We start from the raw sequence: 24,876 nt of genomic DNA on the forward strand, positions 1-24,876 counted from the left end.
GCAATGGAATTCGACGCGGTCCTGCTGCTGTCGTTCGGCGGACCGGAGGGGCCGGAGCAGGTCCGGCCGTTTTTGGAGAATGTCACCCGCGGCCGGGGCGTGCCGCCCGAGCGGCTGGACGACGTCGCCGAGCACTACCTGCATTTCGGCGGGGTATCGCCGATCAATGGCATCAACCGGGCGCTGATCGCGCAACTTCAGGCCGAACAGGACCTGCCGGTCTATTTCGGCAACCGCAACTGGGAACCCTACGTCGAAGAGTCCGTTGCGACGATGCGAGACAACGGTATTCGTCGTGCGGCGGTGTTCACCACGTCGGCGTGGAGCGGTTATTCCAGTTGCACGCAGTATGTGGAGGACATTGCCCGGGCCCGGCGGGTCACCGGCCCGGAGGCGCCCGAGTTGGTGAAGCTGCGGCCGTACTTCGACCATCCGCTTTTCGTCGAGATGTTCGCCGACGCCATCGCGGCGGCCGCCGACACGCTGCCCGATGGGTTACGCGGCGACGCTCGGCTGGTGTTCACCGCACATTCGGTCCCGGTGGCCGCCGACCAGCGCTGCGGCCCGCGGCTCTACAGCCGCCAAGTCGCCTACGCCGCAAGGCTGGTCGCGGCGGCCGCCGGATACGGCGACTACGACGTGGCGTGGCAGTCCCGATCGGGCCCGCCACAGGTGCCGTGGCTGGAACCCGATGTCGCAGACCATCTCACGACGCTCGCCACCGCGGGCACCGGGTCCGTCGTCGTCTGCCCGATCGGGTTCGTCTCCGATCACATCGAGGTGGTGTGGGACCTTGACCAGGAATTGCGAGCACAGGCCGAGGCGACGGGGATGGCGTTCGCCCGCGCCACGACCCCCAACGCCGATCGACGATTCGCCCGGCTGGCCGCGAGCTTGATCGACGAACTCCGGTTCGACCTTGCGCCGGCCCGGGTGAGTGGGCCCGAACCGGTGCCCGGCTGCCTCGCCAGCGTGAACGGCGAACCGTGCCGACCACCGCATTGCGTTGCGGCGGAATGCGGTTAGTCGTCCCAGGCCGAGTGCAGGATCGCGGTGACCGCGGCAATCCGCGCCGAACGCACCACCGCGGTCAGCGGCCGCAGCGCATCGCTGGCGACCCGAGCCTCCGACGACGACTGCGGGCCGGCGGCTCCGGGCGACCGGCTGAGCCCGGCGCTGACGGCGATGATCGCGTCGACGTGCGCCGCGTTCTCCAGCACCCGCAACGCGCGCGACGGCGCATGGTCCGGAATCCGGTGTTGCCGGGTGGATTCCAGCAGCTGCTCGACAAGCCCGCGCGGATCGTCGACGTCGGCCGCGGCGGATCCCAGGCCGATAGTGCCCAGTGCGTCGGCGGCCGAGCGCACGGCCGACCGCAACCCGTATTCGGCGTCGCCCAGCTCGTGATGGTCGAACACGGGTGCGCCGGGCAGCGAGTACACCGTCCACGACAGTGCGGAGAGTTCCGGAAAGTCCGGCTCATTGTCGACGGGATCGTCCTCGGCATCGCCGTAACGGAACTCGGGCACCAGGCCGACGGCTGTGGCGCGATCGTCCGGGTTGCTGATGATCACCGCCTCGCCCGCGGCCAGGGCGTCGTGCTCGAACTGCGTGCCCGCGGCCAGCCCGCGCACGTCGCCGGGCACCGGCAAAACCATGTTGATCGTTCCGCGCAACCCGCGTGGGGCAGCCGCCGACGTCGTCGGCCGGCCGACCGCGGCGCGCAGCGTCTGCAACAGCGAAACCGTCCCGGCATCGTGGACCTCGGGCCAGGGCAGCCCGGTGTGGCCCGCGGCCACGGCATCATACGCGCTAACCGATTGCTTTGGTGCCCATAGGGATAACGCGTCCAAAACGTCGTCGGGCGCGGCCCTGCCCGCGAGCCAGGCGTTGGCCCACAGGGACAGGGAAACACTCGGACACCACATGATCTCGCAGTGTAGTTGTTTGGCCCGGCGAAGGCCGATCACGCGTATTCTGGCCGCATGGCGGTCGCTGTGATCTGGCTAATATTCGCGCTGGTGCTGGCCGGTGCGGAGGCGCTCAGCGGCCATATGTTCTTGCTGATGCTCGGCGGCGGTGCGCTGGCCGCGTCGGCAACCAGCTGGCTTACGGATGCGCCGCTCTGGGTCGACGGGGCGGTGTTTTTGATCGTGTCCGTGCTACTGCTCGCGCTGGTGCGACCGGCGCTGCGGCGGCGGCTGACACCCCCGGAGACACTGCCGACGGGCATCAAGGCGCTGGAGGGCAAAAGCGCGCTGGTGCTCGATCGGATTGCCCGCGACGAGGGCCGGGTGAAACTCGACGGCCAGGTTTGGACGGCTCGTCCTCTCAACGACGATGATGTCTACGAACCGGGTGAGTCGGTCACCGTCACGCACATCGAAGGCGCTACGGCGGTGGTTTTCAGACGCGTGTAGTCCCTCGGCATAGACGCTGCGAGAAACGCTGCGAGAGAAAGGAACTCCGGTGCAAGGTGGTGCGGTAGCTGGTTTGGTGTTGCTGGCCGTCCTGGTGATTTTTGCGATCATCGTGGTGGCCAAGTCGGTTGCGTTGATACCGCAGGCCGAAGCCGCGGTGATCGAACGGCTGGGTCGGTACAGCCGCACGGTCAGCGGACAGCTGACGTTGTTGGTGCCGTTCATCGACCGCGTCCGGGCGCGCGTGGACCTGCGCGAGCGGGTGGTGTCGTTCCCGCCGCAGCCGGTGATCACCGAGGACAACCTGACGTTGAACATCGACACCGTGGTCTACTTCCAGGTCACCGTGCCGCAGGCGGCGGTCTACGAGATCAGCAACTACATCGTCGGGGTCGAACAGCTCACCACGACCACGCTGCGCAACGTCGTCGGCGGCATGACGCTGGAGCAAACGCTGACCTCGCGCGATCAGATCAACGCCCAGCTGCGCGGCGTACTCGACGAGGCGACCGGCCGCTGGGGCCTGCGGGTGGCCCGGGTCGAGCTGCGCAGTATCGACCCGCCGCCGTCGATTCAGGCCTCGATGGAAAAGCAGATGAAGGCCGACCGGGAGAAGCGGGCGATGATCCTGACCGCCGAGGGCATGCGCGAGTCGTCGATCAAGGAAGCGGAGGGCGCCAAGCAGGCCCAGATCCTGGCGGCCGAGGGCGCCAAGCAGGCCGCGATCCTGGCCGCCGAGGCCGAACGGCAGTCCCGGATGTTGCGCGCCCAGGGCGAGCGCGCCGCGGCCTACCTGCAGGCGCAGGGGCAGGCCAAGGCCATCGAGAAGACGTTCGCCGCGATCAAGGCCGGCCGGCCCACCCCGGAGATGCTGGCCTACCAGTACCTGCAGACGCTGCCGAAAATGGCGCAGGGCAGCGCCAACAAGGTGTGGGTGGTGCCCAGCGATTTCAGCGCGGCGCTGCAGGGATTCACCAGGCTGCTGGGCACGCCGGGTCAGGACGGGGTGTTCCGGTTCGAGCCGTCGCCGGTCGACGACACACCCAAGCACGCGTCCGACGACGACGCCGACGTCGCCGACTGGTTCTCGACCGACACCGACCCGGCCATCGCCCAGGCGGTCGCCAAGGCCGAGGCGATAGCCCGCCAGCCCGTGGACGGCCAACCGGGCGCGGCACCGCCGGAGTTGACTCAATAGGATTGGCGGACGGGCGCTTTGGCTTCGCCGAACACCTAATCCAGACGCAACTCGACCATCGGCAGCGGCGTGTCGGTGTCGGTGATCCGCTCGCCGAGCGTGTCTTCGAGCACGGGCCGGAATCGCTCCCACGAACGCGGATGCCGGCCGCGGTAGGCCGCAAGCATTCGGTCGGCCTCGGCTTGGTCGAGGACTCGTGCGGTGGCGCGCCTCGGCGCACGGCTCCCGACGTATACCCGGACCCGCGGGTTGGCCGCAATGTTGCTGAACCACTGCGCTTTTCGGCCGAATCCGGAAGCGACGACGTAGACGTCGGCGGACGGGTGATCGACCACCTCCAACACGGCGTAGCGCGGCACACCGGACTTGCGGCCGATGTGTTCGAGCATCAGGATGCGCGAGCCGAACAGCGCGCCCGCCCGGGCCCGATACATCCAGACCGGTGCGCGCATGAGCCGCCGCGAACGCAGCAGCCGGGCGCCGGTGCGGGCCAACAGGGATCGGGAAGACGGTTCGGGCATCTTTCCATCCTTCCAGCCCGCGCCGACGGCGTAGGCGCCGCGAGTTTCGGGTATGGACACCCACGATGAACCGGAAAGCGGGTCACCGCCCGACCTGGACGCGCGACGACGTCCGCGTCGCCGATAGGCGCGCGACGCATCGCTCGATCCAGGGCACGGCGATCGGCAACTTCATGGAGGCGTACGACTTCACCCTCTTCAGCCTGGTCGCCACCCTGCTCGCCGAGACGTTCTATCCCGGGGAAAACTCCGGCGCGGGCAACTTGATCGCCACCTTCGGCACGATGACGGCGGGATTCGTCGTTCGGCCCCTCGGCGGGTTCATCTTCGGCCCGCTCGGCGACCGCATCGGGCGCAAGCCGGTCTTGGTGATGACGATCTCGCTGATGGCCGTGTGCGGGGCCGCCACCGGCGTACTGCCCGGCTTCCACACGATCGGAATCTGGGCGCCCATCCTGCTCACGGTCATTCGTATCGGTCAGGGCCTGTCGTCGGGCGGGGAGTACGCGGGCGCCATGACCTTCATCGCCGAACACGCCCCGGATCACAAACGGGGCATGCTGGCCGGATTCCTGCCGGTCGGCACGCTCGCCGGCTTCGTCGTGGGCGCCACGCTGGTCACCGGGCTGCAGACCGTGCTGCCGAGCGCCGACATGCTGACCTGGGGCTGGCGCATACCGTTTCTCCTGGCGGCGCCGCTCGGCCTGATCGCGGTGTACCTGCGCTCGCGGATCGACGAGTCGCCCGGATACGAGAAGGTGCACAAGGTTGCGTTGCCCATCTCCGTGCGCACCCAATTCGTGCTGACCGTCGTGCGGCAGTGGAAGGGGCTGCTGATCTGCCTTGGGGTGGAGCTCGCGGTCACCGACACCAGCTACATGGTCAGCGGGTACGTGCCGACCTACCTGAAGAAGACCGCCGGCGTGGGGGACACCGCCGCCCTGGTGATGGTCCTGGTGGTGCTGGCCGTCCTGACGATCGGGGTGCTGCTCGTCGCGATGCTGTCGGACCGCATCGGCGTCAAACCGCTGATGTGGACGGGATGTGGCCTGCTCATGGCGGTCTCGTTGCCGGCCTTCACGCTGATGCGGTTCGGCGGGGACTATCCGGCGAAGTTCGCCGGCGTCGCACTCGTCGGCCTGCCCATGCTGTTCCTGAGCAGCCTCGAGCCGGCGATCCTGCCCGCGCTGTTTCCCACCCACGTGCGCTACGGCGCGGTGTCGATCGGATTCAACATCGCGGTGTCCGCCTTCGGCGGCACCACCCCGCTGCTCGCCCAGACCCTCGTCGCTGGGACCGGCAACCCGATGATGCCGGCGTACATGCTGATGTTCGCCGGTCTCGTGGGCGCCGTCACCCTGATCTTCACTCCGGAAGTGGCCGGCAAACCGCTGCTGGGCTCCGGGCCATCGGTGGACCCCGACGAGTTTCGCGACCTCGTCGGATCGCCGCGTCCGGAATAGCGGCACTACGCGTGCGGCAGCGGCGGCATGGGCGGCGCGGGGACGACCGCGGGCGCGGTGCTCGACACCGACGGAGCGGGATACACGCAACCGGGCCCGTTCGACGACAGCGGCGGCGGATACGGCGGCGGCGGCAGCTGCACCCGGACCGTCCAGACCAACCCGGTTATCGCGAAGACGGCGATCGCACCGATCACCAATCCGACCAGCCCGGCGCCGATCACCGCCGCGGAGGAAAACCGCCGTGCCGGCGCGTAATTCGTGTTCTCGGAGGTCATCTGGCTCCTCGTATCGTTGGTTAGCCGATCGTCAGTGTGCCGCGGCCGGTGGGGAGGTCACCGCGGTGAGGTTCCACGTGTCGAGCCACGGCTGCACCAGCTCGGCGACGGAGAATTTGGCCGGGGCCGAGCACCCGGCGTCGGGCTTGGCGGGATTGAAACCCCGGATGTCGATGCCGACCGCGGCGGCGGTGCCGTCGCTTTGCACGAGATAGACGGGGCCGCCCGAATCGCCGCATTGGCCTGGCGCCGCAAACGTGACCTTGCTGTCGGTGAGATCCAGGACCTGCCCGCAGATGGCTTCCCCGGTGCTCATGCCGAACTTGCACACGTGCTGGCCGAATTGCAGTTCGCGCGCGACGCCGGAAACGGGCAGCGAGCCGGCGATAGCCGAGGCCTGCGGCACGACGTCACCGTCGAGCACGATCAGCCCGATGTCGTGTTCTTCGCTGCGAACTCCCTCGCTGACCGTCCGCGCGAACACGCCAAACGTCGTGTACGGGAGGATGCCCGCGAGGTTCACCACCACCTTGCTGGGTTGGCCGGGCCTGTTGCAGTGACCGGCGGTGAGAACGCCGGTCTGACCCACCGCGGTGCGCACCAAAAACCCTGCGGTGCAACCCATTCCGCCCGAACCGTCGGCGTACTCGACGTAAATGCCCACACCGGGGCCGATCGCACTTGCCGCGGGCAAGGCGATGGGCGATAGGGCGGGCGACGGGGGCGCTTGGGTCGGGTCGGCGGGCCTGGGCAGCAGGCACACGGCCGCCACCAGTGCGGCGGAGCTGAACAGGATGGCCAGCGTCAGCAGCGAGGTATGCATTCTCGGACGCCGCGGCTTGATCCGATTGACGACGGGCAGGGCTGCGCCCGTCACGACACCACGGCCCCCCGGCTCGCGAGCTCGCGAACCCTCACCATCCTGTAGATCTTTCAGGCAACGGGCGGCACGTTCAATAGCGCCGGTGGGTCAGCTGACGATGGCCGGCTCGGCGGCGGGCTCGTCGTGCGGCGCGCGCCGCGCAGCGCGGCGGTGGTGCCGGCGAAAGTGGCGTATCTCGACGACCAGCCCGGTCAGCCCCAAAGCACCCGTGCACACCGAAACCAGGTACAGCAGCGAGCTGGGGTGACCGGCGAGCGCGTCGCCGAGGATCACCACGGCGGTGGTGCCGGGCAGCAGGCCGCCCAGCGTGGCCAGCGTGTAGGGCAGTACCCGCACGGCGGACGCGCCTGCGGCGTAGTTGATCGCCGAAAACGGTACGGCCGGAATCAGCCGCAACGACAGGACGGCCAGCCAGCCCCGCTGCCGCAGCCGCGCGTCCACAGTGTCGATCGAACGGTGGCGCACCAGGCGGTTCAGCCGCCAGCCGGCCGCGCGCACCAGATAGAGCGCGATCACCGCGCTGCAGGTGCTGGCGACCACCGCGATCAGCACCCCCAGCACCGGGCCGAACAGCAGCCCCGCGGCCAGGGTGAAGGCCGTGCGGGGGACCGGCACGACGGTGGCCACGATGTGCGCGAGCAGGAACGCCAATGGGAACCAGGGGCCCACCGATTCCGCCCAATCACGCATCTGCACCGGCGAAGGCAGCGGAAGCCAGGTGGCCGCCGCGGCCAGCACTGTGATACCGACCACTGTCGCCACCACCCGCGGCCGGGACAGCTGGCGGGCCGTGGCGCCGATCGCGCAGCCGAGATCTCGCAGCGTATCGGTGATTTTGCCGGTGGCGGGGGCCGTCACGCGTCGTAAGGTTACGGGGCCGAGGTAAATAACTCGTTTCCCGTAGCTGGCGTTTCGCCCCCGGCAGGCCCGGATCGCCGCGCCTCACCGTTTTTTCGCGACGGGGGCAATCAATTAGCCTCATTAGTAAGTGACGTTTCTTCAGGCAAACCGAAGCAATGTTGCCAATTGCTGCGAAAACAGGAGCAGTCGGTGTCCATTGATGTACCCGAGCTCGCGGAGCTGGAACAGGTTCGCGAGCGCTGGCGCGGCGCGGTTGCCGGCGTGCTGTCCAAGAGCACCCGGCGCGACCCCACCGAGTTGGGGGACCAGCCCGAGCACCTGCTGGATGCCGCGACCTACGACGGGTTTGCCGTTCGGCCCCTCTATACCGCGTTCGACGAGTTGCCCGAGCCGCCGCTGCCCGGCGAGTGGCCCTACGTGCGCGGCGCGGACGCATTGCGTGACGTCACGTCCGGCTGGAAGGTCGCCGAGGTCTTTCCCGCCGCCGGGACCGCCGCCGGTGATGCGAACGCGGCGGTGCTGGCCGCGCTCACCGATGGCGTCAGCGCGCTGCTGATCCGGGTGGGCGAGTCGGGCGTGGCGGCGAACCAGCTCGAGGGCCTGCTGGCGGGCGTGTACCTGAACCTGGCCCCGGTGATCCTCGATGCGGGGGCAGACTTCTCGGCGGCCAGCGACGTCGTCCTGGCCATGATCGCCGGCCTGGAACCCGAGAACCGCGCCACCCTGTCGGTCGACCTGGGGGCCGACCCGCTGACGGCGGAGCTGAGTGACCGTCCCACGCCCGCGACCGCCGAGGTCGTCGCCGTCGCCTCGCGAGCCTCCCGCGAGCCGGGGGTGCGCGCGATCACCGTCGACGGGCCCGCGTTCCACAATCTCGGCGCCAATGCGAGCTGGGAGCTTGCCGGCAGCGTCGCGGCCGGCGTGGCCTACCTTCGGGTGCTCACCGAATCCGGCATACCGGTCGACGAGTCGCTGGGGCAGATCAGCTTCCGGCTGGCCGCCGACGACGACCAGTTCATGACCCTCGCCAAGATGCGGGCGTTCCGTCAGCTGTGGGCGCGGGTCGCCGAGGTCGTCGGCAGTCCCGACGGCGGGGCGACGGTCGTGCACGCGGAGACGTCGCTGCCGATGATGACGCAGCGCGACCCGTGGGTGAACATGCTGCGCTGCACGCTGGCCGCCTTCGGAGCGGGCGTCGGCGGCGCCGACACGGTGCTCGTCTTCCCGTTCGACGTGGCGGTCCCGGGTGGCTTTCCCGGTACGGCGGCGAGCTTTTCGCGCCGGATCGCCCGCAACACCCAGCTGCTGCTCCTGGAGGAGTCACACGTCGGGCGGGTGCTCGACCCGGCCGGCGGTTCGTGGTTCGTCGAGGACCTCACCGAGCAGCTGGCCCGGCAGGCCTGGGAGCACTTCCAGGCCATCGAGGCGCGCGGCGGATTCGCCGACGCCCGCGGCTACGTCGCCGATCAGATCGCCGACATCGCCGCACGACGCGCCGACGACATCGCGCATCGCCGCACCGCGATCACCGGCGTCAACGAATTCCCCAACCTCGCGGAACCGCCTCTGAAACAAGGTGAGCCGCAAGGTGATTCGTCGGTCGCGCTGCGCGCCGCCGGCAACGTTCAGCGCTACGCCGCCGCATTCGAGGCGCTGCGCGACCGCTCGGACAGCTACCTCGCCCGCACGGGTGCGCGACCGCGCGCGTTGCTGCTGCCGCTGGGCCCCCTGGCCGAGCACAACGTCCGGGCCACGTTTGCGTCAAACCTGTTGGCCTCGGGTGGTATCGAGGCGGTCAACCCGGGAACCGTTGACGCCGCCGGTGTCGCCGCCGCCGTCGCCGATGCCGGGTCGCCCAGCGTGGCGGTGCTGTGCGGCACCGACAAGCGGTACGGCGAAGAGGCGGGCGGGGTTGTCGAGGCGGCCCGAAGCGCCGGCGTGTCACGGATTTACCTCGCGGGACCCGAAAAGGCAGTGGGGGACCTCGACGACACCGGGGACCGGCCCGACGAGTTCCTGACCGCGAAAATCGATGCGGTCGAAGCCCTTTCGAATCTGCTCACCCGATTGGGAGCCTAGCCGCAATGACCACGAGCACCGCTGCGATCGGCAGCTTCTCCGACATCCCGCTGCACGGCGACCGCGATGTGCGGCCACCCACCGAAGCCGCGGTGGAATCCCACGTCGCCGCGACCGCGTCGGCGCAGGGATGCACACCCGACCAGCTGGCCTGGCATACACCGGAAGGCATTGAGGTCAAGCCGGTCTACATCGCCGCCGACCGGGCCGCGGCGGCGGCCGAGGGCTACCCGCTGAACAGTTTCCCGGGCGAGCCGCCGTTTGTGCGGGGCCCGTATCCGACGATGTATGTCAACCAGCCCTGGACGATCCGCCAGTACGCCGGATTCTCCACCGCCGCGGATTCCAACGCGTTCTATCGTCGCAACCTCGCCGCCGGCCAGAAGGGCCTGTCGGTGGCCTTCGACCTGGCCACCCACCGCGGTTACGACTCCGACCACCCCCGCGTCCAGGGCGACGTCGGAATGGCCGGGGTGGCAATCGATTCCATCCTCGACATGCGGCAGCTGTTCGACGGCATCGACCTGTCGACGGTGTCGGTGTCGATGACGATGAACGGCGCGGTGCTGCCGATCCTGGCGCTGTACGTGGTGGCCGCCGAGGAGCAGGGGGTGCCGCCGGAGAAACTGGCCGGCACCATCCAGAACGACATCCTCAAAGAATTCATGGTGCGCAACACCTACATCTATCCGCCGAAGCCGTCGATGCGCATCATCTCCGACATCTTCGCCTACACCAGCGCCAAGATGCCGAAGTTCAACTCGATCTCGATCTCCGGCTACCACATCCAAGAAGCCGGAGCCACAGCCGATTTGGAGCTGGCCTACACCCTGGCCGACGGCGTCGACTACATCAAGGCGGGCCTGGACGCCGGGCTCGACATCGACAAGTTCGCCCCGCGGCTGTCCTTCTTCTGGGGCATCGGGATGAACTTCTTCATGGAGGTCGCCAAGCTGCGGGCCGGCCGGCTGCTGTGGAGCGAGCTGGTCGCCGGATTCGGCGCGAAAGACCCGAAATCGCTGTCGCTGCGCACCCATTCGCAGACCTCGGGTTGGTCGCTGACCGCGCAGGACGCCTTCAACAACGTCGCCCGCACCTGCATCGAGGCGATGGCCGCGACCCAGGGCCACACCCAGTCGCTGCACACCAACGCCCTGGACGAGGCCCTGGCGCTGCCCACCGACTTCTCGGCCCGCATCGCCCGCAACACCCAGCTGGTGTTGCAGCAGGAGTCGGGCACCACGCGGCCGATCGACCCGTGGGGCGGCTCGTATTACGTGGAGTGGCTGACCCATCAGCTCGCGCAGCGGGCCCGCGCGCACATCGCCGAGGTGGCCGAGCACGGCGGCATGGCCCAGGCGATCAGCGACGGCATCCCCAAGTTGCGCATCGAGGAGGCCGCCGCGCGCACCCAGGCCCGCATCGACTCGGGCATTCAGCCCGTGATCGGGGTCAACAAGTACCAGGTCGACGAGGACCAGGACATCGAGGTCCTCAAGGTCGAAAACAGCCGGGTTCGGGCCGAGCAGCTGGCCAAACTGCAGGAGCTGCGCGCGAGCCGGGATCAGTCGGCGGTCGACGCGGCCCTGGCCGAGCTGTCCCGCGCCGCCGCGGCCCACGGTCGCGCCGGTGATGATGGCCTGGGCAATAATCTGCTGGCACTGGCCATCGACGCGGCCCGGGCCAAGGCCACCGTGGGCGAGATCTCCGACGCGCTGGAGCGCGTCTACGGGCGCCACCAGGCTGAGATCCGTACGATCGCCGGGGTCTACCGCGACGAAGCCGGAGGAGGTGACAGCATCACCCCGCTTTCCAAGGCGACCGAACTCGTCGAGAAGTTCGCGGAGGCCGACGGTCGCCGGCCCCGAATCCTGGTGGCCAAGATGGGCCAGGACGGCCACGACCGCGGCCAGAAGGTGATCGCGACGGCGTTCGCCGACATCGGGTTCGACGTGGACGTCGGATCGCTGTTCTCCACCCCCGAAGAGGTAGCCCGCCAGGCCGCCGACAACGACGTGCATGTCATCGGGGTGTCATCGCTGGCCGCCGGGCATTCGACGTTGGTGCCGGCGCTGCGCGACGCGCTGGCCGAGGTGGGCCGGCCCGACATCATGATCGTGGTCGGGGGCGTCATTCCGCCGGGTGACTTCGACGAGCTGTACGCCGCCGGAGCCGCCGCCATCTTCCCGCCGGGAACGGTGATCTCCGAGGCGGCGATCGGCTTGCTGAACAAGCTCGCCGAGCGGTTGGGGTACACGCTCACCTAGATGGCACCCGACCCGGACAACAACGCCGACGACACCGTCGACGGGTTGGCGGCCGCCGTCCGCAGCGGCGATCGCGCCGCGCTGCCTCGGGCCATCACCCTGCTGGAGTCGACCCGTCCCGATCACCGTGACCAGGCGCAGCAGCTGTTGCTGACATTGCTGCCGGACTCCGGAAACGCCCATCGGGTCGGCATCACCGGGGTTCCGGGCGTGGGCAAGTCCACCACCATCGAGTCGCTGGGCATGCATCTGATCGATCAGGGGCACCGGGTGGCGGTGCTGGCGGTGGACCCCTCGTCGACCCGCACCGGCGGTTCGATCCTGGGCGATAAGACCCGGATGGCGCGGCTGGCCCAGCACGCCGACGCCTACATCCGGCCCTCGCCGACCTCCGGGACGCTGGGCGGGGTGGCAAAGGCCACCCGGGAGACCGTCGTGCTACTGGAAGCCGCCGGATTCGACGTGATCCTGATTGAAACCGTCGGCGTTGGGCAGTCCGAGGTGGCCGTGGCGAACATGGTCGACACGTTTGTCTTGTTGACCCTTGCGCGCGCCGGCGATCAACTGCAGGGCATCAAGAAGGGGGTACTCGAGCTGGCCGACGTCGTGGTGGTGAACAAGGCCGACGGCGAGCACCTGGCCGACGCGCGGATTGCCGCCCGGGAGCTTGCCGCGGCCATCAGGCTGATCTACCCGCGTGAAACACTTTGGCGCCCACCGGTTCTCACTATGAGCGCAATGCAGGGGACAGGCCTGACGGAACTGTGGGACACCGTCGAGCGTCATCGCCAGGTGCTCGCCGACGCCGGCGAATTCGAAGCTCGTCGCCGAGACCAGCAAGTCGACTGGACCTGGCAGATGGTCCGCGACACGGTGCTCGACCGGGTGCTGTCCAACCCCGCGGTGCGCAAGATCCGCGCCGACCTGGAGCGTCAGGTCAAGGCGGGGGAGTTGACGCCGGCCATGGCCGCGCAACGCATACTCGACGTTGCGTCCGGCTAACGGAAAGGCAACTAAGTCGCTGTTTGCCGTACGTAAAGTATGAAATCCAAGTAAATTTGACAGTGTGACAGTGCAGTCCCGGGTCGATCTCCGTGCGGTCCCTTCTCACGATTCCCGCGGCGCAGGGCATCGTGTGTCCGGCACGGCGGACCCAAATTTTTCGTGCGTCGTACGCGGCTTCGCGAGCACCTTCCCCGGACGCCGATTCGGCGGCGGGTCGCTGGCGGTCTACCTCGACGGCCAGCCCGTCGTCGACGTGTGGACGGGCTGGTCGGACCGGCGCGGCCGGCAGCCGTGGCAGGCCGATACCGCGCCGATGGTCTTCTCCGCGACCAAGGGCATGACGTCCACCGTCATCCACCGGCTCGCCGATCGCGGACTGATCGACTACGACGCTCCTGTCGCCGAGTACTGGCCGGAGTTCGGCGCCAACGGCAAGTCGTTCCTGACGGTGCGCGACGTGATGAGGCACCGGGCCGGGTTGTCCGGGTTGCGCGGCGCCACCCGAGATGACTTGCTGGATCACCTCGTGATGGAGGAACGGCTGGCGGCCGCGGCCCCGGGACGCTTTCTTGGCAAACCGGCATACCACGCGCTGACCTACGGCTGGCTGATGTCGGGGCTGGCGCGAGCGGTGACCGGAAAGGGCATGCGCGAGCTGATCCGCGAGGAGCTCGCCCAGCCGTTGGACACCGACGGCCTGCACCTGGGCCGGCCGCCCGCCGAGGCGCCGACCCGGGTCGCCGAGATCATCACGCCGCAGAACATGCCCGGCATTCCGGCCGTCAACTATGCGGTGGTCAAGCTCGGCACCCGACTGTCCGGGGGATTCCGCTCGATGTACTTCGACGGCCTCACGGCCGCCGTGAAAGGCGAGATTCCGCTGCTGGACGCCGAGATGCCGGCCGCCAACGGCGTGGCCACGGCCCGCGGCCTGGCGCGGATGTACGGTGCGATCGCCAACGGCGGCGAGATCGACGGCACCCGATTCCTCTCCCGCGAGTTGGTCGCCGGGCTGACCGGCCGCCGAAGTCTGCGGCGCGACCGAAACATTATGGTGCCGTTGTCATTTCACCTCGGCTACCACAGCGTGCCGTTCGGGAATGTGATGCCCGGCTTCGGCCACGTCGGGATGGGCGGCTCGCTGGGGTGGGCCGACCCGCAGAGCGGGGTGGCGTTCTCCTTCGTGCACAACCGGCTGCTGTCGCCTTTCCTGGTGCTGGACCACACCGGACTGGCCACGCTCGGCAATCTGATCCGGCGCGGCGTCGCGCTGGCGCGCAGAAACGGCTTCCGGCCGGTGACCGAGTTCGGTTCCCCGTTCGGTGAGCCGGAGCCCGTCGCCGGCTGACCCGGCGGGGCTGATTAGAAGGACGGCCTGCGGAACGGCGTCGTGTCGGCGTCGTCGCCGTGGAACTTCGGCCCAGGCCCAAGCAGTGTCCGCACCACCGGGCGCGGCGGGAGAGACCGAAGCATCTGGCTGGCCGGGCGCGGGCGGACCCGCTGCGGCCACCAGAACCACCGCCCGAGCAGCGCGGCGATCGACGGCGTCATGAACGACCGCACCACCAGGGTGTCAAACATCAAGCCCAGGCCGATGGTCGTGCCGACCTGCCCGATGATCCGCAGATCGCTGACCGCCATCGAGGCCATGGTGAAGGCGAACACCAGGCCGGCATTCGTCACGACCTTGCCGGTACCGCCCATCGCGCGGACGATGCCCGTGTTGATGCCGCCGAGTATTTCCTCTTTCATGCGGGATACCAACAGCAGGTTGTAGTCGGACCCGACCGCCAGCAGGACGATCACCGACATCGGCAGCACCATCCAGTGCAATTTGAAGCCCAGAACGTACTGCCAGATCAGCACCGAAAGCCCGAACGATGCCCCCAGCGAAACCGCCACCGTGCCCACGATGACCAGTGCGGCGATAAAACTTCGCGTGATGATGAGCATGATGATGAAAATCAGGCAGAGCGCGCCGATCCCGGCGATGTAGAGGTCGTACTTGGCACCGTCATGGAAGTCCTTGAAGGTCGACGCGGTGCCGGCGATGTAGATCTTGGAGTCCTCCAGGGGAGTGGTCTTGAGCGCCTCCTGGGCGGCCGTCCTGATCTGATCGATGCGCGCTATGCCCTCCGGCGTCGCCGGATCGCCCTTGTGCGAAATGATGAAGCGAGCCGCTTTCCCATCCGGGGACAGGAAGGACGTCATCGCGCGCTGGAAGTCCGCGTTCTGGAAAACCTCCGGGGGCAGATAGAAGGTGTCGTCGTTCTTCGACGCGTCGAAGGCCTGACCCATGGCGGTGGCGTTGTTGCCCGTTTCGTCTATCCCGTTGAGGGTGCCGGCCATGGTGCTATGCATCTTCAGGATCATCGCCCGCGCGTCCTCCGCCATCGCGATGAGCGGGGGGAATTGCTCCAGCAGCTGCGGCAACAGCGCGTCCAGCTGGTCAAGGTCTTTTACAACCTCGTCCATTTTGTCGCTGACCTCGTCGATCCCGTCGAGGGTGTCGAATATCGACCGCAGCGACCAGCAGATGGGGATGTCGTAACAGTGCTTTTCCCAGTAGAAGTAGCTTCGGAGCGGTCTAAAGAAATCCTCGAAATCGGCCGCGTGATCCCGCAACTCGTGCACAATTCCGGTCGTCTCTTTTGTCACGACGATCGAGTGGTGCGTGATGTCGGTGAGCTGCGCCTGCAACGCGTACAAACGCTTCATCGTCTCGATTTGTTGCGTCATCAGGTCGGCTTGCTTCAGCATGTCATCGGTGCGCAGCTGCATGTAATGCATGTTTTGCAGCTGACTCGCATTTTGCATGCTGAGCAGGAACGGTATCGAGGTATGTTCGATCGGCGTTCCCTCGGGCCGCGTGATGGCCTGCACACGAGAAATGCCCGGAACATGGAAGATCGCCTTGGCGAGCCTGTGCAGCACAAGGAAATCCGCCGGATTGCGCATGTCGTGGGTTGATTCGACCATCAGGATTTCGGGCATCATCCGGGACTGCGAAAAATGACGATCCGCGGCCGCATACCCAATATTCGCCGGAATGTCCTTGGGTATGTACAGCCGGTCGTTGTAACTCGTCTTGTAGCCCGGCAGGGTAACCAGGCCGACCAGCGCCACCGCTATCGTCGCGACGAGAATCGGGCCCGGCCAGCGGACGATCGCTGTGCCGACCCGGCGCCATCGACCGAATCCGATCCTGCGCTTGGGGTCGAACAGCCCGAACCCGCTGCCGACGGTCAGAACCGCCGGAACCAGGGTGAGCGCGACGGCGACCGCCACGACCATGCCCACCGCGCACGGCACGCCGATGGTCTGGAAGATGGGCATTCGGGTGAAGCTCAGGCACAGGACCGCCCCGGCGATCGTCAAACCGGAGGCCAGCACGACGGGAGCCACCCCGCGGTAGGTCGTGTAGTAGGCCGTTTCCGGATCCTCACCGGCCTGGCGTGCCTCGTGATATCGGCCGAAGAAGAAGATGCCGTAGTCGGTTCCCACGGCGATTCCGAGGGACACCAGCAGGTTGATGGCAAAGGTCGAGAGCGAAAGAAAATCGTAATGGCCGAGAAATGCGACGATCCCGCGTGCCGCCCCCAGTTCGACGCCGACCATTACCAGCAACAGGACCACGGTGATGATCGAGCGGTAGACGAGGAACAGCATCGCAAAAATCATCGCGATGGTGATTGCGGTGATCTTCAGAATGGATTTATTGCCGCTGTGCTGCATGTCCGTGACGAGCGCCGATGGGCCCGTCACGTAGACCCCCACACCGGGCGGCGGCGCTGTTCGGCCGACGATGTTGCGGACCGCGGCCACCGATTCCTGTCCCAGGGTCGTGCCCTGGTTGCCGGCCAGATTCAACTGCGCGTAGGCGGCCTTGGCGTCCGCACTCTGCGCGCCCGCCGCCGTGAGCCGATCTCCCCACAAGTCCTGCACGTGCTCGACATGCTTTGTGTCGCTGCGTAAGTCGCGAATCAGTTTGGCGTAGTAGGCGTGTGCGTCCTCACCGAGGGGCTTCTGCCCCTCCAGCACGACCATCGCGAAGCTGTCCGAATCGGATTCCTTGAAGTCCTTGCCCATGCGCTTCATCGCCAGCACCGACGGCGCGTCTTGAGGGCTCAGCGGTACCGAGTGCTCCTCTCCGACGTGCTCCAGCGATGGAATCGCCAGGGTGACAAGGAGAACCAGCCCGACCCAGGACAGGATGATGGGAATCGAAAGCCTGCGGATCGACCGCGCGAGGAACGGAACCTGCTGGCGTTCGGTGCTCATGGGCTCAACCGGGTAGTCCGCCACTTACCGCGGCTGTCTCAGCAGGGCGCGCACCAAGGGGCGCGACCCTTCCGGACGGAGCAGTGCGCTGGCGGGGCGGGGGCGTACTCGTTGAGGCCACCAGAACCAGCGTCCCAGCAGCGCGGCGGTGGCTGGCGTCATGAACGCGCGCACGATCAGCGTGTCGAACAGCAGACCCAGGCCGATCGTCGTACCGATCTGACCGATGATGACCAGGTCGCTGACGATCATCGACGCCATCGTGAACGCGAACACCAGGCCGGCGTTCGTCACGACCTTTCCGGTACCCCCCATGGCGCGAATGATGCCGGTCTTTATGCCTGCGCCCAATTCCTCTTGCATGCGGGCCACCAGCAGCAGGTTGTAGTCAGACCCCACCGCCAATAGGACCAGCACCGCCATGATCAGCACGAGCCAATGGATCTGTATGCCGATCAAGTACTGCCAGAGCAGCACAGCCAGCCCGAAGGATGCGCCCAGCGATAGCAATACCGTGCCCACGATGATCAGGGCGGCGATAAAGCTTCGCGTCATGATCAGCATGATGATGAAAATCAGGCATACCGCTGCGACGCCCGCGATCATGAGGTCGTATTTGGAGCCGAGCACAATGTCTTTCGTCATCGCGGCGGAGCCGGTCAGGTATATTTTGGCGTCTTCCAGGGGAGTGCCCTTGAGTGCCTCCTCGGCCGCGGTCTTTATTGCCTCGACCCGTTCGACGCCCTCGGGCGAAGCGGGGTCGGACCGTTGCGTAATGAGCATGCGGGCGGCCTTCCCGTCTGGCGACAGGAATATCTTCATGACCCGTTTGAAGTCTTCGTTCTTGAACGTTTCGGGAGCGATGTAGAAGGAGTCGTCGTTCTTGGAGGTGTCGAAAGCCTTCCCCATGGCCGTCGAGTTATTGTTCGCCTCGTCCATCGCGGTGAACATCCCGGACATGGTGCTGTGCATCGTTAACATCATGGTCCGCATGCTCTGCATGGTTTCGATCATCGGCGGGAACTGCGTAAGGATTTGGGGCATGATCACGTCTATCTGATCAAGATCCGCAACCAGATCCTTCAGCTTGTCGCTAAGCTCGTCGACGCCGTCGATGGTGTCAAACACCGATCGCAGAGAAAAGCAGATCGGAATGTCATAGCAGTGCTTTTCCCAGTAGAAATAACTGCGGATCGGTCGCCAGAAGTCCTCGAAATCCGATACATGGTCGCGCAATTCGTCGGTGATCGCCTGTATGTCGTGCGTTTCACCGACCATGTGATGAGTGGTGGCGACGAGTTGTTGCATAAGACCATACATGTGCTGCATGATGCCGATCATTTTCGTTAACTCGTCGGCCTGCACGAGCAGGTCGTTCATGCGTTCTTTCTGATACGGCAAGAGTTGTTGCTGCGCGGCGCCTTGCATGCTGATCATGAACGGGATCGATGTATGCGCGATCGGGGTGCCCTCGGGCCGGGTCAGGCTCTGCACTCGGGAAATTCCCGGAACCGCCAGAACGCCCTTGGCTAACTTATTCAATACCAACGCATCTGCCGAGTTTCGCAGGTCGTGGTCGGCCTCGATCATGAGGATCTCGGGCGACATCATTCGCGACTGAGGAAAATGTCGCTGCGCCGCCTGGAGCCCCAGCGCCGCCGGGATATCCTGCGGCATATAATTCATGTCGTTATAGCTTGGCTTGTAACCAGGCAACGTCAACAGCCCGATCAGTGCGACCGCTAGTGTCGCGATCAGAATGGGCGCGGGCCACCGGACGATCGCCGTGCCTATTCGCCGCCATCGGTGTTCCGAGATCCTTCGCTTGGGGTCGAACAAACCGAACCGGCCACCAACGTGGATTACCGCGGGAACGAGCGTGAGTGCGACCGCGACCGCGACGAGGACACCCAGCGCACAGGGAACGGCGAGAGCCTGGAAGGCGGGCAGCCGGGTGAACTTGAGGCAGAACATTGCCCCGGCGATGGTCAGACCCGAGGCTAGGACGATCTTGGCGACGCCGCGATATGTGGTGTAGTAGGCCGATACCCGGTCCTCGCCGGCCTGGCGTGCCTCGTGATATCGACCGAAGAAGAAGATGCCGTAGTCGGTTCCCGCCGCGATTCCGAGGGATACCAGCAGGTTGACGGCGAAGGTAGTGAGACCAATCAGCCCCTGGTCGCCGAGGAACGCGACGATTCCTCGCGCCACCTGCAGTTCTATCCCGACCATCACCAACAGGAGAACTACGGTGATAACTGAGCGGTAGACGAGGAGCAGTGTGGTGAAGATGACGGCCAGGCTCACCACCGTGATGAGGATGACCGTTCGGTTACCGCTGCTGCCCATGTCCGCGACGATCGCGGCCGGTCCGGTGACATACGCCTTGACTCCCGGCGGCGTCGGCGTCCGTGCCACGACGTCCTTGACGACTTGGAGCGAATCGTTCGCCAGGGTAGAGCCGGGAGTGCCGCTGAGGTCCAGCTGCACATACGTGGCCTTGCCGTCGGCGCTTTGGGCGGCGCCGGCGGTGAGGGGATCGCCCCAGAAATTCTGGATGTGCTGGATGCGTTTCGGATCGCTTTGCAGCTGACGAATTAGGCGGTCGTAGTAGGCATGAACATCGTCCCCGAGGGGTTGCTGGCCCTCCAGCACAATCATTGCCACACTGTTCGAATTGGTTTCCTTGAAGTCCTCACCCACGCGGACCATCGCCTTGAATGACGGTGCATCGGTGGGATTCAGCGATACTGAATGCTCTTTCTCGACCTTCTCCAACGAGGGGACCGCGACGCTGAGGACTACGGCGATTCCCACCCAAATGAAAATGACGGGCACTGAAAATCGGTGAATCATCCGCGCTGCGCGGGACTGCGCGGACCGCTCGTTGCGCGTGTCTTGGTCGATCATGCGGCCTTCAGCAGGCAGAAGGTGAACGCACTCGTTTCGTTTGTGATCTTCTCGGCCTTCATCACATTGTCGACAAAGATGCGGCAGCCGATGCTGTCACTATCGCCCTGCGCCATGACATTTCCGACGGCCGTTGCCGAGCTGATCGGGAACTCCAGCGACCATGGTAAGGGCGCTGCCTTGATGTGCTGGGGTTCACCGTTGACGTCGAAATAGCTGATGTCGGCCAGAGTCCCAGGCGCTCCAAAGACCTCGTACCTGACGTGCTTGGGGTTGAAAGGTTTGGCGTTGTCGACCCGGGTGTCGGAATAGGAGAGTCGTTTTTCATTCCCGAAGATGCCGTGTAGCCGCGAGACAGTGAAGCCTCCGGCAAGTACCACCGCGAGGATGACCAGCGGAACCCACAGACGCCTCATGACACTGAAAATCGAAAACCCCCGATCGCGACGACTCCCTTGAGATGCACCTAGCGCTGGAGGCCGGTGCGCGCCTCCCCAGTTAGCGGATGAGCGGCCGACTGGGTCGCTAGCGTCTGGGGGCCCAGGGTCAGCGAGATCGGACCGCGCTGGCGCAATGCCCTGCACACCGCGTTCCACCGCATCAACCTCCCACCAGTTTTCATGCTCGGCGCTCTAATCCGCCGAGCATGCAACTCAAGACCGACTGCGACACCTCGTTGACCGTACATCGAATGCGGTTGTCGTCGCAGGCTAACCGTGCGGCGGTCACCTCAAACGTGCAGCAACTCGGGAAGCGCAACCCGATCCTGACGAGTAAACCATGCGGGCAGGCCCCCATCTCGGCTCGTTCTCAACGCGATATTGGATCGTAATGCACACCATATTCGCGACGGCACTCGACCGACCCTGCACGTCGCCCGCAAATCACGTCATGTGTATCGGTGGCGTTGACCTGGTTGCTCGCAGGTAACAGCAACCGAAGTCGGCAGCATCTTGAGGTCATGACGGGAACTTTGCCCGAAACCGGGGACAGGCCCGGGCGACCGCCAGGTATGGTTTTCCAAGCGTGTATCGATGTCGGCTAGAGGGGTGGAGAACCACGCGATGAGCGTCAATCCGTTCGACGACGAGAGTGGCACTTTCTTCGTCTTGGTCAACGACGAGGAGCAACACAGCCTGTGGCCGGCGTTCGCCGATGTTCCAGCCGGCTGGCGAGTGGTCTACGGGGAGGCCGATCGCCCTGCGTGTCTGGACTACATCGAGCAGAACTGGCCGGATATCCGGCCCAAGAGCCTGCGCGACAGGCTGGCGGCGAGCGGGCCTGACGAGTAAGGCCCGCAGGAGGATTCGCCGCCGCGCGAGAACTTGGCGAGCCCAAGGTGCCCGGCGTACCTGGGTGGCGTTGGGTTGAGGATCGGCTACGGTTGTCCGGCGTCGATGGCTTTCTTGGCTTCCTGCGCCTGCGCCACCTGCTGGGCGGTGTAGCCGATGAACAGCGCCACGGCGCCGACTAGGACACTCACTCCGGCCAGCCATAGCAGGCCGTAGGTGTAGCCCTGGTCCAACGCATGCAGCTGGGCGGGGTTCATCAGCTTGACCGGCCCGGTCGTGCCGCCCAGCGCCAGCGTCCGTGACGTGACAGCGGCCTGGACGACGGCCAGCAGCACCGGGCCGCCAAGGACCATCAGCATGAGCGAGATCGCGGACGTGGGCCCGATCCGGTCTGACCCGACGCCGGCGATTACCGACAGGCCCAGCGGGACGTTGGCCAGGCCAATGCCGATACCGCCCACGATGAGCGGGATCACCAGATTCGGGAAGTACGGGATGCCGCGGTGCAGCGTCGTGCTGTACAGCATCGCCCCCACTAGCAGCACCCCGCCGGCGACCACCAGTACCCGCGGCGGGAACCGCGTCACCAGTTTTGACGACACGCCTACACCCACGCCGACAGCGAGGGCGAAGGGGATGAAGCCGATGCCGGCGCGCAGGGCGCTGTAGCCCATGATGTTCAGCGCATACAGCGTGACCAGCACGCTCACGCTGAACAGCACTCCGCCGGCGAGAAAGATGGTGGCGAAGGTGGCCAGCCGATTGCGGTCGAAGAACAAGTCAAACGGCACGATGGGGTTCGCGGCGCTGCGCTCCACCACAATGAAGGCCACGAAAGCACCCAGTGCCAGCACACCCGCACCGATCGTCGGGGCCGACAGCCAGCCCTTCTCCGGGCCCATTGAAAAGGCGACCACCGCAGCGATACAGGTCAACGTGGCCAGGCCCGCCCCGGTGACGTCGAGCTTCATCCGCTCCAACTGGGTTTCTCGCAGCGCGGTACGAGCCAGATAAATCACCAGCACCCCGATCGCCACGTTCAACACAAACACGAGACGCCATGCGAAATCGGCGAGTGCGCCCCCCACTACCAGGCTGAGCACCGAGCTGATGCTGCCCACCGCGCCCAGCACCGCCATCGCGGTGTTGCGTGTCGGCCCCTTCGGGAATGTGGTCGCGACCAGCGCCATAATGGTCGGCGCGATGGTCGCGCCGGCCACACCCTGCACCAGCCGGGCCGCAATGAGGGTGTCCCCGTTGCGGGCGATGCCGCACACCGCGGAGGTGACCGTGAACAGCGCGACCCCCGCGATGAAGGCCCGCTTGCGACCGATGGTGTCACCGATGCGACCGCCCACCAGCATCAACCCGCCAAAGGACAGCACGTAGGCGGTGAGCACCCAGCTGCGCTCAGCATCGGACAGGTTGAGCTCGTTCTGAATCCTCGGAAGCGCCGCGATCATGATGGTGCCGTTCATCATCGACATCAGCTGCATGCCGCCCAGGGCGACGATCGCGGCGATAAACCGACGCGACGGCATGGCCTCCGACTCGCTGCTCGTACGGCCTTGCGTCGTCGATTCGATGGGCATGGGGTCGCTCATTCCACCCGTTCTGTCATCTCGCGGATTCTGTCAGAGCTGCACTGTTGGAGCCGTCATAGCGGACGCTACCGCACTCCCGAATCGTTAACCGCAGAACGACCAGATAGGCATGCTCGTCCATCAGGTGAGCCCAGTCTTAAACGCCGACATACCCGTTCGCGATCAGCGCGTTCCAGTCCGACGCGCGGAGACGATTCGTTAGTCGATGTCGGCTGTCAGGTCGAACTCAGCCAGTGCGCGCGCAACGAGCTTACGCACAGCTGGCTTGGTGTTATCGCCGCCCGGTTGATAGGCCTCGACGGTGATGCCGACCTTGTCGCCGATGCGCCAGGACTGCACCGTCAATTGGCCGCCCGCGCGGTCAAGCCACTGCCGCGTCACGCCTTGCGCAATCACACGGATGAGGTGCAACGGATAGAGGTGAGCGCAGAGGGTTGCGTACTCGGCCTCGGTGCGGGCGAGGACGAAGACTACAACGCCCAAGTCGCGCAGATTGGAACAAAACACCGGCAGGTCCGGGTCGGCAAGTGCCGCGTCGGCGAGGCGTTTCAATGCCCGCTTCGGCGTGAAGGGAGCCAGCCAAGCTAGCTGCCGCTCGTCCTCGTCCGGCGTGTCTCGCAGGGTCGCCAGCGCCTGCTTGATGCCGGCGCGGGCGTCCCGCAGGTCGGTCGTTACCGGTGTCGGGTCGACGCTGACGCGCGCATACGACACGGCGAGCGCGCGCGTATCGCTCTCGGTGCGTTCGCTCATAGGTAGTAACAGGGTGACTGCGCCGTCACTGGCACGTTGGCGCCCAAGGAGCTGTCCGAGTTTCGCGGCCAACCCGGCGAGCAGCGTTTCACTGGTTCCGCCAAGAGCTTTCGCGCGGGCGTCCCATTCATCCACGTCGATGTGGGCCGTGATGACCGGCACGACGACAGTCTCGTCGTCGTCGATGCCTCCCGGGAGGGCGACCGGTCGCGGCGATGGTGATCCCGCAGCCTTGTGCCGCTGGCGACGGGCCAGCCTCGTGGCCGCGGCAAGCGCTCGCGCAGCCTCGGGCAGGTCGCGCGCTATCTGGCGGATGTCCTGCGCCATCGCGCGCGGTCGGGTGTTTGAGCGTGGGGGCGGGTAGCCAAGATCGCGCGATCGCTCCAGGACCGCCTCGGCGATCGTGAGCGCGAGCCCGAAGCCGTCGATGAGATAGTGCGAGGTTACGAGGCTAACGGCGGTCGAGCCGTCCGTGAGTGGGAGGACACCGATATGCCAGCCGGGACCCCGTTCCAAATCGATGGGCAGCTGTGAGCGTTCGTCGGACCAATCGCTGAGTTCTGCGCGCGGGCGAGCGCAGGGGGCGACGTCGATGTCCGCGGGTCCGCGATCTGAGACCCACCGATGACGGGCGAAGAGCGGCGAACGCTCGATGTGGCGGCCCAACAGCCCGTCGCCGAGAATGCGGTTGAAGTGCCTCACCCCATCGAGGTCGATCGCGTGTGGATAAACCCAGACGACCTGGACGACCACCTGCCGGCCGATGGCGCGATGTTGCGCAAACAAGGCGTGGTCCATGATCGCGAGCCGATTGTCCGGCCGCGCATCACCTTTGGATGTGCGCCCCCCGGAGGATGCACGTCCACGGCGCCGTATTCGTGTCGGCACTACTGAGCCTTCCCCGACACGGTGGGCGACACTGCGCCGTAAGGGAGGGCTCTGCTGGGGCCGAACCGATTCATCAGCTGAGAATAGCCGACGTTGTGATCGGATCGACGAACATCAATTTGCTGTGTTGAGCCGACCAGTGGTAGCTGCCACCAACAGTGCCAGCATTGACCAAG

The 24,876-nt window shown here is 66.2% G+C and carries 18 protein-coding genes and 1 pseudogene; 9 read left to right on the top strand and 10 right to left on the bottom strand.

The features are described from left to right. Nucleotides 1–3 precede the first annotated feature (3 nt). Nucleotides 4–1,057: pseudogene (locus A5736_RS16025) on the top strand (ferrochelatase). Here A5736_RS16025 and A5736_RS16030 read toward each other — a convergent pair. After that, a complete protein-coding gene (locus tag A5736_RS16030) occupies nt 1,023–1,928 on the bottom strand; it encodes a hypothetical protein (RefSeq protein WP_076247295.1) in 906 nt (301 codons plus the stop codon). The pseudogene A5736_RS16025 and the gene A5736_RS16030 overlap by 35 nt on opposite strands. A gap of 57 nt (nt 1,929–1,985) precedes the next feature. Here A5736_RS16030 and A5736_RS16035 point away from each other — a divergent pair, with 57 nt between their 5' ends. Both A5736_RS16035 and A5736_RS16040 read left to right on the top strand, forming a co-directional pair. Next, nucleotides 1,986–2,420 carry an NfeD family protein gene (locus A5736_RS16035; protein WP_076128374.1) on the top strand — a complete coding sequence of 145 codons (435 nt, stop codon included), beginning with the start codon at nt 1,986–1,988 and terminating at the stop codon, nt 2,418–2,420. A 49-nt stretch (nt 2,421–2,469) separates the two neighbouring features. Then, a complete protein-coding gene (locus A5736_RS16040) occupies nt 2,470–3,618 on the top strand; it encodes an SPFH domain-containing protein (protein ID WP_139333350.1) in 1,149 nt (382 codons plus the stop codon). A 35-nt stretch (nt 3,619–3,653) separates the two neighbouring features. On the opposite strand, the gene A5736_RS16045 is transcribed toward A5736_RS16040, so the two are convergent. Then, nucleotides 3,654–4,070: a nitroreductase family deazaflavin-dependent oxidoreductase gene (locus A5736_RS16045; protein ID WP_083700594.1), complete on the bottom strand. Its 417-nt coding sequence runs from the start codon at nt 4,068–4,070 to the stop codon at nt 3,654–3,656. A gap of 134 nt (nt 4,071–4,204) precedes the next feature. Here A5736_RS16045 and A5736_RS16050 point away from each other — a divergent pair, with 134 nt between their 5' ends. Continuing rightward, nucleotides 4,205–5,602: an MFS transporter gene (locus tag A5736_RS16050; RefSeq protein WP_076247296.1), complete on the top strand. Its 1,398-nt coding sequence runs from the start codon at nt 4,205–4,207 to the stop codon at nt 5,600–5,602. A 5-nt stretch (nt 5,603–5,607) separates the two neighbouring features. Here the strand turns inward: A5736_RS16050 and A5736_RS26030 are convergent, their stop codons facing one another. The 3 genes from A5736_RS26030 to A5736_RS16065 form a co-directional block, all read right to left on the bottom strand. Next, nucleotides 5,608–5,880 carry a hypothetical protein gene (locus tag A5736_RS26030; RefSeq protein ID WP_139333351.1) on the bottom strand — a complete coding sequence of 91 codons (273 nt, stop codon included), beginning with the start codon at nt 5,878–5,880 and terminating at the stop codon, nt 5,608–5,610. Nucleotides 5,881–5,911: 31 nt separating this feature from the next. Then, complete coding sequence (locus tag A5736_RS16060) at nt 5,912–6,703, bottom strand: endopeptidase (RefSeq protein ID WP_371328392.1); 792 nt, start codon at nt 6,701–6,703, stop codon at nt 5,912–5,914. A 147-nt stretch (nt 6,704–6,850) separates the two neighbouring features. Next, nucleotides 6,851–7,621 carry a TVP38/TMEM64 family protein gene (locus A5736_RS16065; protein ID WP_076247300.1) on the bottom strand — a complete coding sequence of 257 codons (771 nt, stop codon included), beginning with the start codon at nt 7,619–7,621 and terminating at the stop codon, nt 6,851–6,853. A 192-nt stretch (nt 7,622–7,813) separates the two neighbouring features. Here A5736_RS16065 and mutA point away from each other — a divergent pair, with 192 nt between their 5' ends. The 4 genes from mutA to A5736_RS16085 all read left to right on the top strand — a co-directional run bounded on the left by mutA (nt 7,814) and on the right by A5736_RS16085 (nt 14,323). Continuing rightward, nucleotides 7,814–9,703 carry a methylmalonyl-CoA mutase small subunit gene (gene mutA, locus A5736_RS16070; RefSeq protein WP_076247360.1) on the top strand — a complete coding sequence of 630 codons (1,890 nt, stop codon included), beginning with the start codon at nt 7,814–7,816 and terminating at the stop codon, nt 9,701–9,703. 5 nt (nt 9,704–9,708) lie between these two features. Next, nucleotides 9,709–11,970, top strand: a complete 2,262-nt coding sequence (gene scpA, locus A5736_RS16075; RefSeq protein WP_076128381.1) for a methylmalonyl-CoA mutase — start codon at nt 9,709–9,711, stop codon at nt 11,968–11,970. Then, nucleotides 11,971–12,972, top strand: coding sequence for a methylmalonyl Co-A mutase-associated GTPase MeaB (gene meaB / locus A5736_RS16080; protein WP_076247302.1), 1,002 nt, complete (start codon nt 11,971–11,973; stop codon nt 12,970–12,972). Nucleotides 12,973–13,036: 64 nt separating this feature from the next. Then, nucleotides 13,037–14,323 (top strand): serine hydrolase domain-containing protein, encoded by a 1,287-nt coding sequence (locus A5736_RS16085; RefSeq protein WP_076247304.1) that lies wholly within the window; start codon nt 13,037–13,039, stop codon nt 14,321–14,323. A 14-nt stretch (nt 14,324–14,337) separates the two neighbouring features. On the opposite strand, the gene A5736_RS16090 is transcribed toward A5736_RS16085, so the two are convergent. The 3 genes from A5736_RS16090 to A5736_RS16100 are packed head-to-tail and all read right to left on the bottom strand — an operon-like array spanning nt 14,338 to nt 20,582. Then, complete coding sequence (locus tag A5736_RS16090) at nt 14,338–17,256, bottom strand: RND family transporter (protein ID WP_076247306.1); 2,919 nt, start codon at nt 17,254–17,256, stop codon at nt 14,338–14,340. Nucleotides 17,257–17,280: 24 nt separating this feature from the next. Continuing rightward, nucleotides 17,281–20,166 (bottom strand): RND family transporter, encoded by a 2,886-nt coding sequence (locus tag A5736_RS16095; RefSeq protein WP_076247307.1) that lies wholly within the window; start codon nt 20,164–20,166, stop codon nt 17,281–17,283. Next, nucleotides 20,163–20,582, bottom strand: coding sequence for an MmpS family protein (locus A5736_RS16100; RefSeq protein ID WP_076247308.1), 420 nt, complete (start codon nt 20,580–20,582; stop codon nt 20,163–20,165). Before A5736_RS16100 ends, A5736_RS16095 begins: the two co-directional genes overlap by 4 nt. A gap of 648 nt (nt 20,583–21,230) precedes the next feature. Between A5736_RS16100 and A5736_RS16105 the strand changes: the two genes are divergently transcribed. Continuing rightward, entirely contained in the window at nt 21,231–21,458 is a 228-nt protein-coding gene (locus tag A5736_RS16105; protein ID WP_076247361.1) for an MbtH family protein, read from the top strand. A gap of 86 nt (nt 21,459–21,544) precedes the next feature. Here the strand turns inward: A5736_RS16105 and A5736_RS16110 are convergent, their stop codons facing one another. Both A5736_RS16110 and A5736_RS16115 read right to left on the bottom strand, forming a co-directional pair. Then, on the bottom strand, nt 21,545–23,062 hold the full coding sequence (locus A5736_RS16110; protein WP_139333353.1) for an MFS transporter: 1,518 nt from the start codon (nt 23,060–23,062) through the stop codon (nt 21,545–21,547). A gap of 198 nt (nt 23,063–23,260) precedes the next feature. Further along, complete coding sequence (locus A5736_RS16115) at nt 23,261–24,700, bottom strand: hypothetical protein (protein WP_076247310.1); 1,440 nt, start codon at nt 24,698–24,700, stop codon at nt 23,261–23,263. Nucleotides 24,701–24,876: the final 176 nt, after the last annotated feature.

This window comes from Mycobacterium sp. SP-6446, from assembly GCF_001954045.1.
Classification (GTDB): domain Bacteria; phylum Actinomycetota; class Actinomycetes; order Mycobacteriales; family Mycobacteriaceae; genus Mycobacterium.